14 protein-coding genes are annotated in these 17952 nt (G+C 52.4%); 1 reads left to right on the top strand and 13 read right to left on the bottom strand.

From position 1 onward, the window contains the following. The first annotated feature begins 30 nt into the window (after positions 1 to 30). Positions 31 to 1791, top strand: coding sequence for a segregation/condensation protein A (locus tag BUB94_RS04060; RefSeq protein WP_073234443.1), 1761 nt, complete (start codon positions 31 to 33; stop codon positions 1789 to 1791). Positions 1792 to 2111: 320 nt separating this feature from the next. Here the strand turns inward: BUB94_RS04060 and BUB94_RS04055 are convergent, their stop codons facing one another. The 13 genes from BUB94_RS04055 to BUB94_RS03995 form a co-directional block, all read right to left on the bottom strand. After that, a complete protein-coding gene (locus tag BUB94_RS04055) occupies positions 2112 to 2828 on the bottom strand; it encodes a zinc metallopeptidase (protein ID WP_073234439.1) in 717 nt (238 codons plus the stop codon). 77 nt (positions 2829 to 2905) lie between these two features. Next, on the bottom strand, positions 2906 to 4096 hold the full coding sequence (locus BUB94_RS04050) for an ABC transporter permease (protein WP_254793661.1): 1191 nt from the start codon (positions 4094 to 4096) through the stop codon (positions 2906 to 2908). Next, positions 4097 to 5275, bottom strand: a complete 1179-nt coding sequence (locus BUB94_RS04045; protein WP_139258299.1) for an ABC transporter permease — start codon at positions 5273 to 5275, stop codon at positions 4097 to 4099. Between the two features lie 18 nt (positions 5276 to 5293). Further along, the gene (locus tag BUB94_RS04040) at positions 5294 to 6292 is read right to left on the bottom strand and encodes an HlyD family secretion protein (protein WP_073234436.1); all 999 of its coding nucleotides are present in this window, start codon (positions 6290 to 6292) and stop codon (positions 5294 to 5296) included. Between the two features lie 37 nt (positions 6293 to 6329). Beyond that, the gene (locus tag BUB94_RS04035) at positions 6330 to 8153 is read right to left on the bottom strand and encodes a TolC family protein (protein ID WP_083538109.1); all 1824 of its coding nucleotides are present in this window, start codon (positions 8151 to 8153) and stop codon (positions 6330 to 6332) included. 174 nt (positions 8154 to 8327) lie between these two features. Continuing rightward, a complete protein-coding gene (locus tag BUB94_RS04030) occupies positions 8328 to 9977 on the bottom strand; it encodes a lamin tail domain-containing protein (protein ID WP_073234430.1) in 1650 nt (549 codons plus the stop codon). A 38-nt stretch (positions 9978 to 10015) separates the two neighbouring features. After that, the gene (locus BUB94_RS04025; RefSeq protein ID WP_073158733.1) at positions 10016 to 10846 is read right to left on the bottom strand and encodes a polyphosphate polymerase domain-containing protein; all 831 of its coding nucleotides are present in this window, start codon (positions 10844 to 10846) and stop codon (positions 10016 to 10018) included. 1 nt (position 10847) lies between these two features. After that, on the bottom strand, positions 10848 to 12227 hold the full coding sequence (locus BUB94_RS04020) for a hypothetical protein (RefSeq protein ID WP_073158730.1): 1380 nt from the start codon (positions 12225 to 12227) through the stop codon (positions 10848 to 10850). Between the two features lie 42 nt (positions 12228 to 12269). Then, positions 12270 to 13334, bottom strand: a complete 1065-nt coding sequence (locus BUB94_RS04015) for an HlyD family secretion protein (RefSeq protein ID WP_073158728.1) — start codon at positions 13332 to 13334, stop codon at positions 12270 to 12272. Between the two features lie 10 nt (positions 13335 to 13344). Next, a complete protein-coding gene (locus tag BUB94_RS04010) occupies positions 13345 to 14028 on the bottom strand; it encodes a DUF4956 domain-containing protein (protein ID WP_073158725.1) in 684 nt (227 codons plus the stop codon). A gap of 178 nt (positions 14029 to 14206) precedes the next feature. After that, complete coding sequence (locus BUB94_RS04005; RefSeq protein ID WP_073158723.1) at positions 14207 to 15235, bottom strand: VWA domain-containing protein; 1029 nt, start codon at positions 15233 to 15235, stop codon at positions 14207 to 14209. A gap of 167 nt (positions 15236 to 15402) precedes the next feature. After that, the gene (locus tag BUB94_RS04000) at positions 15403 to 16506 is read right to left on the bottom strand and encodes a vWA domain-containing protein (RefSeq protein ID WP_073158720.1); all 1104 of its coding nucleotides are present in this window, start codon (positions 16504 to 16506) and stop codon (positions 15403 to 15405) included. A 111-nt stretch (positions 16507 to 16617) separates the two neighbouring features. After that, a complete protein-coding gene (locus BUB94_RS03995; protein ID WP_073158717.1) occupies positions 16618 to 17949 on the bottom strand; it encodes a fibronectin type III domain-containing protein in 1332 nt (443 codons plus the stop codon). Between the last annotated feature and the right edge of the window lie 3 nt (positions 17950 to 17952).

The following is a 17952-nucleotide window of genomic DNA, read 5'->3' as shown; positions in this document are numbered from 1 at the left end:
CCATTCTGATTTTTCTACATTTTTCGCTCCATGGAACAGGAATTTTTGGAACAGGAAGATTACGAAGTCCGCATTGGAGCCTTCAACGGCCCCATGGACCTTCTGGTGTACCTTGTCCAGAAGAAGGAAGTTCCCCTGGAACAGATTTCCATTGCGGAAATTGCCGACCAGTTCTTGAAATGGGTGAACGTCTATAGCGAATCCACCAGCATGGACCTTTCCAAGGCAGGCGACTTTTTGTCGATGGCCAGCCGACTGATGGCGCTGAAGGTGCAGGAACTTTTGCCTGCCGAAGAACGCGACCCCGAAATGGAAGCGGAATACAACGAAGACCGCGAAGCCCTCATGAAGGAAATGCTGGAATACCAGCGATTCAAGCAGGTGGCCAGCGGCCTCCAGGAAATGGAAGGCAACAACTTCGGTACTTATTCCCGCGGCCGTCTCGAAAAGACCCAGTCCGACGAAGACACCCTGGCCGACGCCAACATCTGGCAGCTTTTCCGCGCCTATCAGAAGAGTCTGAAGACCAAGATTTCCGAGACTATCCACCACATCGAACTGGATTACGTCACCATTCAGGACCGTCAGCAGGCAATCAACAATTACCTGAGCGTCAATGGTCGCGCCCTGTTCGAAGACCTGCTGGACAACGACTCCCACCCCATCGTGGCAGCCGTTACCTTCATGGCTATGCTGGAGATGATCAAGACCGACGAAATCGTCTTTAGACAGAGCGAACTTTTTGGACCGATCTGGATTTACCGCAAGAAGAACAATGCTGATTATGCCGACGAAATGGCTCGCGAGACCGTGTTCTTCAGCAAGGATCCCGACGTCAAGCCCGGCCTTGTGGAAGCCATCCGTAACCAGGCATTGGCCCGCTCCCAGGAACAGTCTGTGGGAGACTTGGCCGCTGTCATGCGCGAAGCGGTGCAGTGGACCAACAACGGTCGCAGCGTTTCTGACGAAGACTTGACCGCCATGCTGGAAGGCAAGGTGGATATGTCCGACGTGCAGGAAAATCCCTTCGCCGAAATGATGAAGGCAGACGAAGCCGCCGAACAGGCCATGAACGGCATGCCGCAGGAAGGTACAGCACCGGCTGCAGAAGCCGCAGAAAATGCACAGGCCGCGGAAATGGTTAGCGAGCCCGCCGAACCGGCACAAGCCGCCAACGAGTCCATCGAAGAACCGGTCGTTGAACGTCTCGCAGAATTCGCAGACGACGAGCCCACCGAAACTGCCGCAAGCGAAGACCTTGGCGACGAGTTTGAAGATGGCGAGTTTGAAGATGATTTTGAAGACGGCGATGAATTCGAAACCGCAGAAGATGAAGAGGATGACGCCCCCGTCGTCGTAGTCACTTCCGCCGACGATGACGAAGAAGAGCCTGCAGAAGAGCCTGTTGTCGCCGGTGCAGCGGAACAACCCGACGCAACCATCGCAATGACAGAACAGCCTGCCGCAAGCAGCGATCCGTCCCAGATGTCCGACGAGGAATTCGCCGAGTTCATGCGCAAGGCCCAGGAATTCTACAACAACGGCGGTCAGGGCGAAGCCCCGGCAATGCCCATGCCAAAGCCTACCCAGGCCCCTGCCGAACCCGCCGTCAAGCCTGTCGAGGAGCGCCCGGTTTCTGAGACGCCCGCAGCACCTGTCGCACCGGCCCCGGCACCTGCAGACGAAAAAGAAGATGAGGACGAGGGCCCCATCTTCGCTGGCAACGAAATGACCGATGCTGAATATATCGCCTACCTTACCCGCAGTGCCAAGAACTTCGGCAAGAAATAATCCTCAAATTCACGAAATTTGAAAAACTACGAACCAAGCGAACAAATTCTCCGGCATCGGTAAGTAATTATTTAGTTTATACACAATAAAATTCCGTATTTTGGGACAAAATTTCATTTTAAATTTGAGAATTAGAGAATTTCACAATCCTTTTTCATTCCCAAATGCGATTTTTCGACATTCTTCCGCCCAATTCCAATTACTTTATACAAAACAATACGAACCAAACAGCGATATATATGCCATTTGGTTCGTAAGAATCGCATTTTTCAGCATTTTTGACTGAATGCAGCCAACAATCGTCGCGGCAGTATGCCGAGCTAATCGTCGCTACGGCCGCCCAGCAGCCCGGCGCGGTAAGCCCAGTACAGCAACTGCATAATGGAACCGACAGCGGCCGCCACATAGGTAAGGCCTGCGGCAAAGAGCACTCCGCTTACCGTATTGTATTCGCGACCCTGGGCCACGATGTCCATGCGGGCAAGAGCCTTCTTGGCGCGGGCAGAGGCGTCAAATTCAACCGGAACAGTCACCAGCGTAAAGAGGGTGGCGATGGCAAACAGCAGAACGCCAACGATAGCCAGGGAGTACCCTAGGGCGCGACCGGCACCCATCAGGATGATACCGATAATCACAAGCCACGGTCCCAGATTGGAACCGATGTTGGCGGCGGGCACGATGAAGCTGCGGAGCCACAGGGGGAAATACCCCTGTGCATGCTGAATAGCATGGCCCACTTCGTGGGCGGCTACGCCAGCAGCGCTTGCATTCCTGCCGTAAAAAACTTCCTTTGAAAGGTTGAGGGTCTTGTTCAGCGGATTATAATGATCCGAAAGAAAACCTTGATGCACATGTACAGTCACATCGGTAATGCCAGCATCCATAAGGATCGCCTTGGCCACATCGGCACCGGTCAGGCCGCTGGAAATATTCACTTTCTGCCCTGCGTTAAAGCGGGACTTCACCATCCACGAAACAATGCCGGAAAGGGCAAGGGTTACCACCAGGATGGACATATATAGGGGATCAAACATCATATTTTATACCTCTACCCTAAATGTACAAAACGCGGACCCCATAAACACGGCCCGCGTCATTATTTTTTCGTAAGTGGCTACATGTCGCCAGTCTTCAGCGGAGTCTTGTCGCGAATGCGGGTAAGCACCAGCCCCAGCAGCATATAGAACACTGCCTGCAGCGCCAGGGGGTACAGCAAGGCCGAAGCCTCGTAAATGTCGGCACCACGCTGTTGAATGCTAAGCCAGGCCGGTACCGCAAAAGTGGAAGGCAGCAAGGCCGACAGCCCCACCATCCAACTGGGAACAAGGTAACTGGGCCAGCTGAAATTCGCCAGGAACAGAATGGGAATACTCATGTAGAGGAAAATCTGCATACTGGTTTCACGACGGAGGAACACCTGGGAAAGCACCATGCCGAAATTGATGGTGCTAAACAGAAACACCACGGCAAAGGCAATCATAGGTAGGAGTTGACCGCGACGGGGGAAGTCAAACAGATTATAGACCACGAAATGGTAGAACAGGATAAAGCTACAATAGTGCAAGAAGTACGCCAGGGAACGACCAAAATAGCGGTAGGGCAACTTCTCATTTTCTACGGCGGCTACGCGATATTTCTTGCGGAACTTGCGGTGGGCGCGGGCACCACCCAGAACACAGATACCGATCACCAGAGTCTGCTGCAAGATCAACACCAATACACTGGGAACCACATAATTGGAATAGCTACCCGTGTTGTTATACAACGTCTGGATGCTCAGGGGCGTAGGGTCGCGCATGGCCATGGCCTTGGCGGCAGGCACCTTCTTGCCCAAGGCAATACGTTTCACCTTGGTGGTAGCGCCAACAGTCAAGGCACAAGTGGTAAAGGCGGTTCCGATATTTCCGTGGAGCATCACGTAGGCGCCATGGGTGAACACATTCACGTTCACACTGCCGCCGTTGCGCAAGGTCTTTTCCATGTCCTTGGGAATAACCATGAAGCCATAAATCTTCTCGTTGGCCAAGGCCTCTTCCGCCTCACGCATATCAGAGAAGATATAGCGCACGTCGATCTGCTGGGCCGATGCCGACATCTGTGTCAGCTGGCGAGACATAACCGTATGGTCCATATCCACCACGGCCACAGGCACCTTAGACACCGTCTGGTTCATGTAAGGCGTGGGATAATAAAAAGCATACAGGATACCGGCCACCACCAACAGCAAGACAGCGGCAGCATCCGTGTAGAAAAGTTTCCATTCAGCAAAGGCTACCTTGATGAGTCGGGCAAACAATTCAAACATTTATTTAGCCTCCTCCATCTCGTCGCCCATAATGCTTACGGAGCGCAGGTTAAGTTCCCGTTCACGTTCAGCCCTCTTTTTCCAGCGAGTAGACAGCATGAAAACTGCAAGCAGATGCCAGAAGAGAGCCATCCCCAAAAGAATCTCGATGGAATTCCAGGCATGAGCCTTTCCTGCAGCCCCAAGCAACATACAGGACTGCACCTTCAGAATGTGAGTCAGAGGCAGGCAGAAGGCAAAGCAGCGAACGGCAAAGGGCATAGCCATAATGGGGAAAGTCTGGCCTGCAAAGGCAAAGGCAGGGCCCGCAATCACGCCAGCCGCACTGGTAGACATGCGCATGTTTCCGGTAAGGCCAACAAACGCCGCACCGACACCATTACAGGCAAACACCATGGCCACCTGGCCACCGGCAGTCATAATGAACTCGTCCAAGGTCATAGGCGCCATAAAGCGGTGGGTATAGGCATAGACACCGATCATGGCCAAAGACTGGACAACACCCAGCGGAAGCATTGTTGCAAGCCACAAGATGGTGCGGGAATTACCGGCAGCAGCCAAATATTCACGTACGCGATGGTCACGGAAAGTCAAGCTGAACAAGTACACGGCTGCAAGAATACCTGCCAAATGGAAAATGGCCGTCACAAGCCCCATTCCCAGAAAGCCCTGATAGTTTCCGCTGGTATTTCCTACGGACTGTAACTGCACCTTAACCGGGTCGTCCATGGACTTGGTAAAGACGCCTGCCCCCACAGAAGAAACCACCGTACGGATTTCCTTGGTGGCAAAGGAATTGGTCAGGTAATTCTGGCCGCTGGAATAAACGGGAACCACCGGTGTTTCCAGGCGCAGCGCACGACGTTCCATGTCATAGGGCAGCACCACGAAAGCCTGAAGGTCACCCTTTACAATGGCGTGTTCACATTCGCTAAAGTCATGGCATTCCAAGGCCACATCCAACACCGGGTTGGCCTTGAATCCGGCCTCGATCTTATCGGCCAGCTGACTACGGTCCTGCTTGATAATTCCAATGGGAATGTGCTGCAGGATTTCCGCCGAGAACACATCCACCATAAAGACAGAGGTTCCTACAGGCAAAATCAGAAGCACCAGCCACAACACCAGATTGTGGCCGAAGTAAACTTTGCGAACCGCTCTAAAGAAATTCCGAAACACTAGAACCGTCCAGCCGAATTACTGAATCTGATCCACGGGGAAAAGGACACTCATGCCCGGGCGGAGATTTTCAATCTTCTTGGTGGGGCGCATGCGGACTTCGAAAGACTTCAAGTCGAAACCGCCACTTTCCTTGGAGCTGCGCCAGGTGGCATAGTCACCCACAGAAGCGATATAGCTGACTTCCATATCGATATGAGCCGCCAGTGCAGGAATATACATCATGAAGACCTTTCCCTTGGAGACATTCTTCAACATGTCTTCGCGAAGGTGGAATACTGCCCAGGAATCTTCCAGGTCGGTTACGGCCACCACCGGCATACCGGAGCCAACCACTTCGCCTTCTTCCACCAGCTTCACAGAAACTTCACCTGCAATGGGAGCGCGGATCTTGGTTTCTTCCAGGTAGGCATCCACTTCGGCATTGGCGCCCTTAGCCTGAAGCACCAGGGCGTTGGCGGCAGCCTTATCTTCGGAGCGGGCACCGGCAAGAGCCTGGTCATACTGAGCCTTGGCGGCATCGGCGGCAGACTGGGAAGCCTTCATCTGAGTTTCGGCCTCGTCACGTTTCTGCAGCGGGAGAACGCCTTCGTTATAAAGTTTCTGAACGCGGTCGTAAGTGCTCTTTGCCAAGTTGGCGGCATCCTGAGCGCGATCGGCCATGGCCTTCAAGGCGGTAATATCTTCGGAGCGGGCACCATTCTTGGCCTTGGAAGCCTGGGCGCGGGCAGCACCGAGAGCTCCCTGGGCCTGCATCTTCTTGGCCTCGATTTCAGGGCTGCCGATAATGGCCACAATGGCATTCTTTTCGACCATATCCCCTTCGCGGAAGAACAGACGTTCCACACGGCCAGGAACCTTACCGGCCACCAGAACGCGACGGGCTTCCATCTGGCCCTGCAAATAGGCATCGCGAGGTTCGGTAGCGAACTTCTGCAAAGTCGTTACGCCCAGGACAATCAGAGCGATGAGGGCGGCAACAACAAAAACCTTTCCTAAGAACTTGATAGCCTTCATTTGTCATTCTCCATTTCTAAAATCTTCGTGGTAAAACTTACTGTGCAGAGGATTCTGCAGCAGGTTCAGCAGACGGGGGTACAGGTGCAGCGGTTTCTGCAGCAGGTTCTGCAGCCGGGGCTACAGGTGCAGCGGTTTCTGCAGCAGGTTCTGCAGCCGGAACAGAGGGCTCAGCAACCGGAGCCGCAGTCTGAGCGGCGGGCTGAACTACAGGCAATACAGGCTGAGCCGGGGCTGCCACAGGTTCAGAAACCTTGGCCGGTTCAACAGGAGCCTGAACGTTAGCCATCATCTCTCCGGCGTTACCCACTTCACCACTGGCTTCCAGCAAGCCAAGCCATGCAATCACGGCATCGTAATGAGCCTTCAAATCGGCCACCTGCAAACGGGAAAGTGAAAGTTCAGCATCCACCACATCGAGGCCCGTAGCAAGGCCAGCCTCGTAAGCCAAGGTCTGGCTACGATGAGCTTCTTCTGCAAGTTCGCGGGTCTTCTTCAAGCTTTCCAGGCGGCTCTTGGCATGTTCCATTTCACGCCAGCGCTTTTCTACCAGCAGCTTGATATTATCCATGGTCTGTTCTTCCATGCTGGCCAGGGAGCGATCCAGAGCCTTGGCGTTTGCCACCTTGGAACGGGTTTCGCCACCCTTGAACAAATCCCACTGGAGCTTGGCGCCTACAGCCCATTCCGGCTCCAGAATGGTCAAATCCTTGGTATAAAGTTCCTTGTAGGCGAACAAGGCGATCATAGGGTAATAATCACCCTGGGCAGCGCTAACCGCATCCTGTGAGCGCTTACGTTCGGTACGCAGCTGACGGAGACCGGGATGCTTATCCAAAGCCAAAGCCTTGAACTCTTCCATGGAATGGATATTCTCGGGAGCAAGAACCGGAGTTGTTGCAGTCAGGCTGGTATCGGTATGCAAAAGGCTTGCAAGAGCCATGCGGGCCAGAGTCTGATCGCGGTAGGAATCTTCAACAGCATTCTGGGCTTCGGCCAAAGCCACTTCGGCACGGAGGCGTTCTGCCTTGCTAATCTGGCCGCCCTCTTCCAATTTTTTTGACCGCTCCAGATGTTCTTCCAGATTCTTCTTTGTATCCTCTCGCATGATGGTCAATTCTTCGGCCAGACGCAAGGTGAAATACTTCGTAGCCACGTCCATCAGGACCGTATTCTGAGCCATGTCGAAGGCAGCCTTCTTGGCGGTCACATTTTCCTTGGCGGCGTCGTAGGCGGCGGTGCGCTTGAAACCGGTAAACAAGGGCCAAATGGCAGTCAGACGAGCGTTAAAGAAAACGTCGTCCTGAACCTTCATCTCGAAATCCCTGGATTCCTTGATCTGGTCGGAAGTGGCCTTCTGGTAAGTTTCGGCCTGCTGAACGGCGGCGTTGTGAGCATCCCTGCTAGAAACCACGCCACTCCAAATATCTCCAGCCTTTTCATCAATAATGGTCTTAGCTTGAGCCTTGGCCTGAGTCTCCGTCAAACCGGCAGCCATCATCTGTTTGACAGCCCCATCATACAGTTCCCCATATTTCTTTTCGTAGGCGGCACTGTATGTAGAAATATAAGCCTTGGAATAAGCGGCAGTCCCTGCGATATCGGCCAAGGGGCCCTGCAAGGAACTCAAGTCAATGGTAATGGGATCGTTAATCTTGGTAACGCTGGCGGTCAAAGTCAACTGGGGCAAGAAGCGGGAACGAGCCTCGGTCTGACCACTTTCGGCCATTTCCACCTTGGCCTTTTCGGCCTTGATCTGGGAGTTACTGGATTTTGCCATGGCAATGGCATCAGCAAGAGAAATAGGCGTTGCAAAGGCAACGGCGCAAGACGACAATGCAATAAACAAGCTCTTATTCATACCACGTAAAAAATAATAAACTGGACTATGGTAAACCACATAGGTAAGCAAAACTTACGATATTTACGTTTTTACTACACAAAACTTACAGCCTATGTAATAAATAAAAAAGAAACCCAGTGTTTACCGCACTAGGTTTCCGCAAACTTTTAATGAAAAGTTAGATGGAGAACGTTACTTACCCAGGGTCGGTTCCGCTGCAGTCCAAGCAGAGGGGCCATAACCCATGGTGGTCAAATCCTTACGCTGCAAGCTATAACCCATGCCGTCAGCACTGGTAAGACCAGCCCATGCATCGGAATAGAGGGTTGCGTCATGCCAAGTGTAGAAGAACTTCGCATCGACACCAACACCTTCCTTGGAGAAGGGTTCCTTGACAGCGATTGTTTCACCGCGGTTAGAAAGCTTACCGGTATAGGTGAAAATCTGAACGTCTGCAGGAACTCCATAGCTGGTACGAACAAGTTCCGGACCCCAGTTATCGATAGAGATATCTTCCAGATTTTCAGGAATCAACAGGATCCTGCCATGGGCAGGAATGACACTACTGGAAGTGAATTCGAAACCGATACCTTCAATCTTCCAGCCCTTATTCACCGTAGTGCTGAAAAGAGAAATGTCAGCGTCAGTAGCATTTACCAGTTCCATATATTCAAAGGGCAAAGCTCCCTTATCATCGGGATGGTAATGGATTTCATCAATATAGACGGAACCCAGCTTCAGAGCGGCATTCTTTTCACCCGGAGTGGCGCTAGCCAGGGGACCCTGGGCAATGGAACCGTCAGCAACATCGATCGTACCGCTGACACCTTCACTTGCGGGAATCCAGATGCTGGATTCCTGACCGGTAACAGTACCGTCTAAATAAATTTCACCACCAGTCTTTGCAACCACAAGTTCCTTATCAAAATCGTCAACACCATCCAGAACAAGATAACCGCCAGCAGGCACCACGCCAGATTTAATGGTCAAGGTATCGTTGCGACGTTTTACACGAACCCTCCATCCAGTCACATCTACAGGTTCAGAACCAGAATTGTAAAGTTCCATCCAGGAATGATCAGCATCGCTGTCATAAGGCTTGACTTCGTTAATGCGAACCGTATTCACGGCATCGACACAGGCATCGTTGCCTACACCAGGAACGCCATAGTCAACAGCGCTGGCGCACCAGGAAACAGACTGGGCGGCAATGCCACCGGTATAGACCAGGGAACGGCCCTTACCATCGGCCAGGCTGGGCCAAGGAGGTTCGCTGCTGAAGGCGCAGGTAACGTCACCTTCACCACGGACCTTCACATTCACCACGCCACCTTCGTTAACCATCTTGCCGGTCATGTTACCAAAGACACGACCCGTAAAGGTGGGGTAAGTTTCCTTGAACTTGTCAATATCGTTGGTCACCACCACATACTCACCCTTCTTCAAGGGTTCAGCAGGGAAGTCGAAAGACACGTCGCCGCTCAGGTGCAGCAAGAAGTCCTGCATGTTGTCCATGTCCATACCGCCAGCGATATAGACTTCCACCCATTCCAGGTTGGAGCCATCCGGAGCGTTGTACATGATTTCGGAGCAGGCCATTTGAGGTTCATCCTTGTCGCTCAATGCGGAGCTAGACACCAGGACATCGGAACCAGCTGAAGTAGGAGCACTTGCGGAAGATGCAGGCACCAGGACTTCGTTTCCGTTATCGTCTACGGAAGTGATCATCTGAACGCTGGAACTGGATTCCGGTTCAGCGGAAGCACTATCATCGGAACAGGCGCTGAACATGCCCATGGCAGCCACGCAGGAACCGGTCAAAATAAGTTTCTTGATATCCATAGGAGACATCCTCTTTTTATAAAGCCTTAAGGTTTATATTACAAATTTTCTTCTAGGGTCTGGCCCAGCTTGGTCCAATAAGGGGTCTTGAAACGGCGGGGATTTTCATAAAGTCTCTGCCATTCAGCCGCAGCATTTCCAAACTTGGAGAATCCACCCTGTTTAAGGTTCAGGAACCGAATCAAATCGATCATCCAATAAGGAACCTGGGAACAAGGGCACTTCAGTTCCAGAACCGCATCACAGCCCGGCAAGAAGAACCTGGGAATTCCCGTGGTCTGCATATAATGGGGGTCCACCGTATAGTCAAAACCGTTCTCTTCGCGGAAACGCATGCCGGTATCGATGGTCACGCGGGAATATTCCTCGCGAAGGCCGAACCAGGCGCGACGCTTGTACTGGGTCAACAGACGGGGGTGAGCGCCATGCAGTTCTGTCTTATACAGAAAGTCCTTCAGATACTTACGATCCTTGTCGGTCTTGCAGGGCCATTCCTCAGGCTTCATATGCCAAACTTCGCCTGGATTGATTCCCTTGATGGTGGCGCGACTCTTATAGCAGATACTCTTGATTTTGCGCTTTACCTCAAAGTGGAACGTCCCATCCTGAGCAGGGTGTTCACCATAAGTGCGAATACGCATGTTGAAGCGGTCCAGCAACTGTTTCTTCTTCCAACCCAGGAAAGTCCACGTGGGAGAATCCAGGTACAGGTTGGTAATCCAGTAAAATCCACCGGGCGTAATCTTGGAGTAATAGTCTTCTTCGCAATAGGGAGCAATGAAGGCGCCGATCTTGTCGGCCCATTCCACAGGAATGTGGTACTTCAGCTCGAAGCGTTCGAGAAGGCTAAAACCGCGGGCTTCTGCCATATTACTTCAGGCCCTTCTGCAGATGGTTCATGGTTCCTTCCTGGGAAAGCACACCGGCATACATCAGCAATTCAAGATAACGGTTCAGCACTTCGGTTTCAAGCTTGATGGCGCGCATATCGCTTTCGATACCGCTTTCACGGGCACGCAGCAACAGCAGCGGGTCGGAACCGGCATTCTTTGCAAACTGTTCAAAGATAGAGCCGGCATTCACCTGTTCCACAAATTCCTTCTGGACCTTCCACTGGGCAATGAGAGCGTTAATTTCTTCTACAATCTTGGTCACCTTCTGGTTCACGGAACGGACCACATCCATGTAGTCCCCTTCGGCATCCAGTTCAGCCACCTGGTAGCGAAGCTCGCTATCCTTGTTGCTGTCGAAGAACGGCAGACGGACACCCACATTCAAGAAGAACTTGTCTGCAGTCTTGCGGTTGTCATAATCGGGAACAAGAACGCTAGCCGTAGAAGTACAGTTCAACTGAGAGGTACAGCCTGTCTGGCTTGTAAATTCGTCCCTGTAATCTGCATAGGAACCTGTCGAGAATACATCATAGGCATCCAGATCCTTATACTTCTCCATCAGGGATTCCACCTTCATGGAGTAGCCGATACCTACATGGGAAATATAGTCGCGGCCCGAAGCCACATCCTGCCTGGCCTTGGAAGTTTCAGAATTCTTCTTGCCCAGAGCCTTGGCAATCTGCGGGAAGCTTTCGTCTACGGTAATGCCTTCCTGAATTTCCTTTTCCACTTCTTCCATGGTGGGAAGCCAGGAGGAATCCAGTTCCACGCCATCAAAGTCGGGCACCCACAGGCGGAGCTTTGCCTCGGCGTTAATCAGGGAAGTACTGTCGCTAATGAGTTCAGCCCTGAGGGAAGCTTCCTTTTCGAGGGCGGTCATCAGGTCCTGGGGATTAAAGCTTGCAGAACCGGACTTCAGGTGCATCACCTCGATACGGTCGGCATTCACCTGGTACTGTTCCTTGGTCAGCTTGTTCAGGCGGAGGCGCATCAGGTAATGGATGGCGCGTTCATAACGGTCATACATCAGCACGCCACGGTCTTCGGCCAGACGGGCATTCTGATACTGGACCTGGGCGTCCCAGTGGGCACGGTCAGCGGCACCTTCGCCAAAAGCCTTGGGGGTAATGCGAAGTTCAAAGTCGTGCTGGGCAAAGCTGAAACCATCAAGCTTGTAGCGCAGTTCCAGCTTGTCCCAAAGCTTGGTATTCCTTTCACCACCGGTCATCTGGGCGCGCTTCTGGGCAGCCTGGTAACGAGGGTCATTGTCAGCGGACTTGATCAGCTGTTCCCAAGTAAGAGGACCTGCAAAAACGGATGCGGCAAGAGCCAGAGAAATTAACCCAAACTTTTTCATATCAAAAACCTGTTATCCAAAACGTTCTATTTCAAAAACGTACTATTCAGAAATCGTTACCATTTCACCAAGGAGGAAGTGATTGTCTGCCGGAATGGAGATGGTCACTTCGCGACCGTAAATCGGCATTTCGGGCAGTTTCCACATACGGGTGGGGAACGGAACGATACGGCTGGAAAGACCCACAACCTTACCTTCGATAGCCTTGCCGGAACCGCCCAAGGTACGGATCTTTACCTTTTCGCCCAGGTCCATACGCTGGTACATCTTTTCGTGGATGTAGCCGCGGACCAGGGTGGGAGACTTATGAGTCAAGGTCACGATGGGAGTAAAGCTGGAAACCTTTTCGCCGTCGCGAACATTCACGGAACCTACAACCCAGCTTTCCTTGGCGACCTGGATCAGTTCTTCCTGTTCCTTCTGGAGTTCAGCCAGTTCCTTGCGGAGGTTTTCGGCTTCATTCTTACCGGTAGTCTTCTGGAGGCGGCCGCTGCTCTTGAGCAACTTGATCTGTTCGTTGGCGTTGGCCTGGGCCACTGCCAGTTCGTTCTTCAGGCTCTTGATCTGCATGGCCATGGCGTCGTTGCCATCGCTGTCGCCGTTAGAATTCTTGAGGCTCTTCAGCTTAGAGGCGATTTCCTTGTTCTTCTTGTATTCAGTTTCAAGGTTACGGATTTCGGCCTTCAGGGTCAAGCTGCGGGTAGCGAGAGTTGCCTTGACTTCGGCCACCTTCTGGTCGATTTCTGCAGTAGAAAGATTGCTGCGGCCTTCCAGGGCGTCAAGCTCGCGGGTCACTTCGTTAATGCGCAAAGTCAGGTCGGGGCGGTTCAGCTGGACGATGGTGTCGCCGGCATTGATGGCCTGGCCAGGAACCACATGGACCTTCACAATTTCAGTAGCGCTAGGAACACTGATGGTAGTTTCGTCAGCTTCGGCAATACCCTGGAACATGGTAGCCTTGCCCTGGTAAACCATACCCAGGACAATCACCACCAGAATGCTCAGGCACCAGGCGTAGAGCAGCTTGTACTTGTAGACGTGGGCCACACCGGGATTGGTTTTGTGGGTGTTCCAGAAGTTATCGAGAATTTCTTCAATCTTAGACATCTTTTACCCCTTACATTTCCGTGGTGGCGTCTTGCATCATGAAACTAATGTCAGAAATGCCTTCTACAGCAGAAAGTTCCTTCAGGATCTCTGCAGCAGGACGGTTGGCACGGAGACGGACCTGGTAGGCGCAATCCACACGGGCACCGCCATCAACCTCGCGCATGGTAATGAGCACGTAGGTCTTGATGTTCTTGCGCATGATATCTTCGATAGCCTGACGGGGAGCGGATTCATTGGGCATGGCAAAGCGGAGCATGCCGTCAAAGAAGTGCTTGGTACCCAGACCGGTACGGGAAAGGAGGAAAGCTACAGCGCAGAAGGCCAAGGTACCGCCGGCTGCAGCACCCCAGGCGTACACACCGCAACCGATACCGGCGCCCAGGGAAGCGAAAATGAACATGATGTCGCGGGGGTCCTTAAAGCTGGTACGGAAGCGAACCACGGAAAGGGCACCCATCATACCAAGACCACGTCCTACGTTATCACCGATGGCAGACATCACCATGGCGGCCACCACAGAACTCAGGACGATACCCTGAACAAAATTACGGGAATAGGACAGGCCAAGGAAGGTCTTTTCGTAAGTCCAGGCAATAACGGAAGAAAGAATAAAGGCCAGAATAAGAGTGTAGGCCAGAGTAATCAGAGAAGCGTTGGCTGTGCCGGACTGGACAGCTAAAAGGTCTAACATAAAGACTCCGTTGGTTTACTGTATTTTTGCCCCCATAATTTACCTTTTTAAGCCCTAAATTTAAGGGTTTTTGTGTAAATTCGGCTGAACAAAGCAAACCAAACAGCACCTTTGAGGCCATTTTCGGGAATAAATCACCTCAATTTTTCAAACACCGACCGAAATATAATCTAAAAAATCAGTTAAAACGCCCTATTTGCATTTTTTTACGTCCGCCTCGTTCGGATACGAGAGCCTCGATCAAGAAGAGGAGGGCGGCAAGACCCAGGAAAATCTGGTAACGGTCCTGGTAGTTTTCCATACGGTCGCTGGCCTGTTCCTTCTTTTCGAGGGATGCGATTTCGGTCAGCACCTTCTGGAGCTGGAACTCACCGGGACTGGCATAGAAATACAGGCCGCCGGTGACGCTGGCGATTTCCTGGAGGGTTCCGTCTTCAAGGCGGGTAGTCACAATGTTACCCTGGACGTCCTTCTTGTAGGCCACTTCCCCATTGCGGCTGGGCACGGGAATAGGCACGCCTTCGCGGGAACCGATACCGATGGTATAGATGCGGATCCCCATTTCTGCGGCTTCCTTGGCGGCATTCACGGCGGCAGCTTCCAGTTCTTCACCATCGCTCATAAGGATCATGACGGAATACTGGCCACCAGTGCCGGCATTCCTGTACAGCGACATACCCTTGCGGATAGCGTTTTCCAGATTGGTGCCGGGCATGAGCCAGCCGGGATTCAGTTCACGGAGCATCATCTGCACGGTACCGTAATCCAGAGTCAGGGGAACCATGACCTGGGCTTCGCCGGAGAAGGCCACCAGACCGACGCGGTCGCCGGAAAGGCTTTCCAGGAAGGCGGAAATCTCGTGACGGCTGCGGGTCAGACGGTTCGGCTTGATGTCTTCTGCCAACATGGAAAGGGAAATATCCTGAAGCAGCACCAGATCCAGACCGCGACGTTCAATATGTTCCATCTTACGGCCCCACTGGGGTCGAGCCAGAGCCACAAACAAGAAGGCGATGGCCAACAGCAGCAACAGCACCTTGGCAAGTCTACGCCAGGGGGACACCGAGGTGGAAAGCTTCGGCAGCATGGAAAGAGAGACAAAGCGGGCAGCCAGCTTCTTGCGACGGTGATAGGCGTACACAAAGAGCAAGGCAAACAGCGGGAGGGTCAGCAAGCCCCACAAAAACATCGGTTCAGCAAAACGCATGGCAAATAGTTAAGAGTGAATAGTGAACAGTGAATAGTGAAGAGGTCTTTTGACGTGTCATTCTGAACTTGTTTCAAAATCCCATGAATGCACGAGACCCTGAGCGCCCTCAGGGTGACGCCAGGCGCCTCCGGCGTGATTATAGGATCTTGTATCTGAATCCTGCCTCACGGGATCCTCACGAATCTTGTGTTGGCGAGGAGCAGTTCCAGCAAGATCAACAGGGCGCCAACTAACAACCAGGGGTAAAACTTTTCTGCATAGCGGGCATAGGCCACCGTCTCGATTTCTGTCTTTTCCAGTTCATCGATTTCGGAATAGATCTTTTCAAGTTCGTCCTTGTTCTCGGCGCGGTAGAAACGGCCGCCGGTCTTCTGGGCAACAGCCTTCAGAACATCTTCATCGATACCTTCTTCGGGGGTAATATCACGTTCGCCCCAGCTAATATCCCCTGTCCAGGGGTTCTGCTGGAAGGCCAGAATCTTGCCATTGCGCTTACCCACGCCAATGGTATAAACCTTTACGCCCAGGGACTTGGCCACCTCGGCGGCACGAACCGGTGGAATCACGCTGGCGTTATCCTTACCGTCGGTCAAGAGGACCACCACCTTGGACTTGGCCTCGGACTTTTCGAGTCGTGCCAGGGCGTTCATCAATCCATCACCGATAGCGGTACGGCCGGCAATAACGGAATCCTTGGCCAGTTCATCGCTGGCGCCCAGGATTTCAAGAAGGCTCCCGTAATCCAGAGTCAGGGGGCACTGGGTCATGGCGCGGGAACCAAAGGCCGACAGGCCGATACGGTCGCTATGGCGCTTCTTTATAAAGTCTGCGATGACCTCCTGAGCGTACCCCATACGGCTATACTTCCAGTAGGCTCCGGTCTTCAAAATTCGTTCGGCATTCATGACCCCAAGTTTTGCCTGTTCGGCGCGGGTCAACATATCCAAGGTACCCATGGAGCCCGAAACGTCCAAGGTCAGCATGATATCGACGCCATCGGTAGAGGTGTATTCCACTTCCATGGCATTCTGGGGGCGGGCCAGGGCAAAAACAAAACAGCAGAGGGCTGCCAGTCGCAGGGCCGGCACAATGTGGCGGAACTTGACACGACGGCTGGGGACCGCCTTCTTGGCGATGGACAGGGCAGGGAACTTGATGGTACTCTTGCGGCGTCTATTGCGGTAGATATAAGAGGCAATAAGAATAGGAACCAGAAGCAGAAGCCAGAAGGCCTCGGGATTCTGAAAATGCAAGGTACCGATATCCATAAAAAACTCCAAATGACATCAAATATTCGTTTAGCGGTTCATAATATACAAAAAAAGGCCCCCCTACTTACGTAGAGAGACCTTATCTTAAAAATCAGCTCTTAAAAAAGCTTAGAATTTAACCACAGTCCAGCTTACGGGCTTTGCTTCTTCGGGGTTTGCCATGCCAGTCTTGTTCTTGGGCAGCACGTAGAAGGAAACCTTTTCAGCAGAAGTGATAGAAGAAGGCAGGTTAGTCAGAGTTTCAGAGTAGCTGGTGGAAGACGTGTAGGTGAACTGGACGAAATCGTTGGATTCGTCGGTCTTGTAGTAGATTTCGTAGGTATCTACATCACCAGTGGGAGCCTTCCAGGTCAGGTTCAGGTTCATCATGGCCAGGAGTTCAGAATCGCTATAGCCATAGTCTTCTTCGTATTCAGGATCATAGCCGGTGGTATCCACAAAGACCTTCAAGTTGGAGACCTGACCGGGCAGGGCAACGGAACCGATGGTGAATACGTCAGAGTAGACAACCTTGCCACCTTCCTTGCTGTAGGCAACACCGTTAACGGTGTAGGAAGCGTCATCGCTCCAGCTACCGGAAACCGGTTCGATAACCACAGTCTTCTTGTCCTTAGACAGAGACTGGGTGGTAAGAACAGCATAACCGTTACGCTTGACAGTCCAGTTGTTCAGCAGGGAGTCTGCATCCAGAGCGGTAGAGAAGGTCAGTTCGATGTTCTTGTCGGTATCCATCTTGCTGAGATTGCTGCTCAGGAAGTGAGGAGCCTTGGAGTCACGCTTCAGGACCAGCATGTCCATATCCTTGGAAGAACCGGTACGGACACCCACAGCGGAAACGGAATTTTCGGGAATGTAGATCTTTTCGTCGATGGTAGATTGAACAGTTTCGATGCTAAACTCAACCTTTTCGGCCACGTCTTCGAACTTGTAGGAGCCATCCTTGCCAGTCTTCATTTCGATTTCAGACGGGAAGATGGAAGCTTCGGGGTAAGAAAGGATCACGGTCACGTTCTTGGCCGGGTTCAGGTTGCCAGTTTCGGCATCGCGGTAGTAGACGTTACCGGAAACGGTGACGCCAGCCTTGTACATGGGAATGGTCTGCACCACGTCAGGAACGCGGGACACGTCGTTTGCACCGGTTTCTTCGACGCTGACATAGGAACGGACAGTTGCGTAACCGCTCTTGGAAACTTCGAAGATGTAGCCACCGATATCGTTATTGTCAAAAACGACATAACCGCTGGAATCAGTCTTTTCGGTTGCGGCACTGTACTGAGAGCGGACAGAAGCACCAGCGACCGGAGTGTTGGCATCGCCATCCATCACGGACAGGGTAATCTTGCCCTTGCACTTGGCTTCTTCAAAAGAATTGACGACAGTGTTGTCGGAGCAGGCTGCGAGCATAGCAATAGCAGCTGCGGGAACGAGAATCTTTTTCATATT

Origin of the sequence: Fibrobacter sp. UWH9, from assembly GCF_900129715.1 — a bacterium.
Classification (GTDB): Bacteria; Fibrobacterota; Fibrobacteria; order Fibrobacterales; family Fibrobacteraceae; genus Fibrobacter.
The sequence above is the reverse complement of the archived record's forward strand: the minus strand, read 5'-3'. Positions and strand labels throughout refer to the sequence as shown.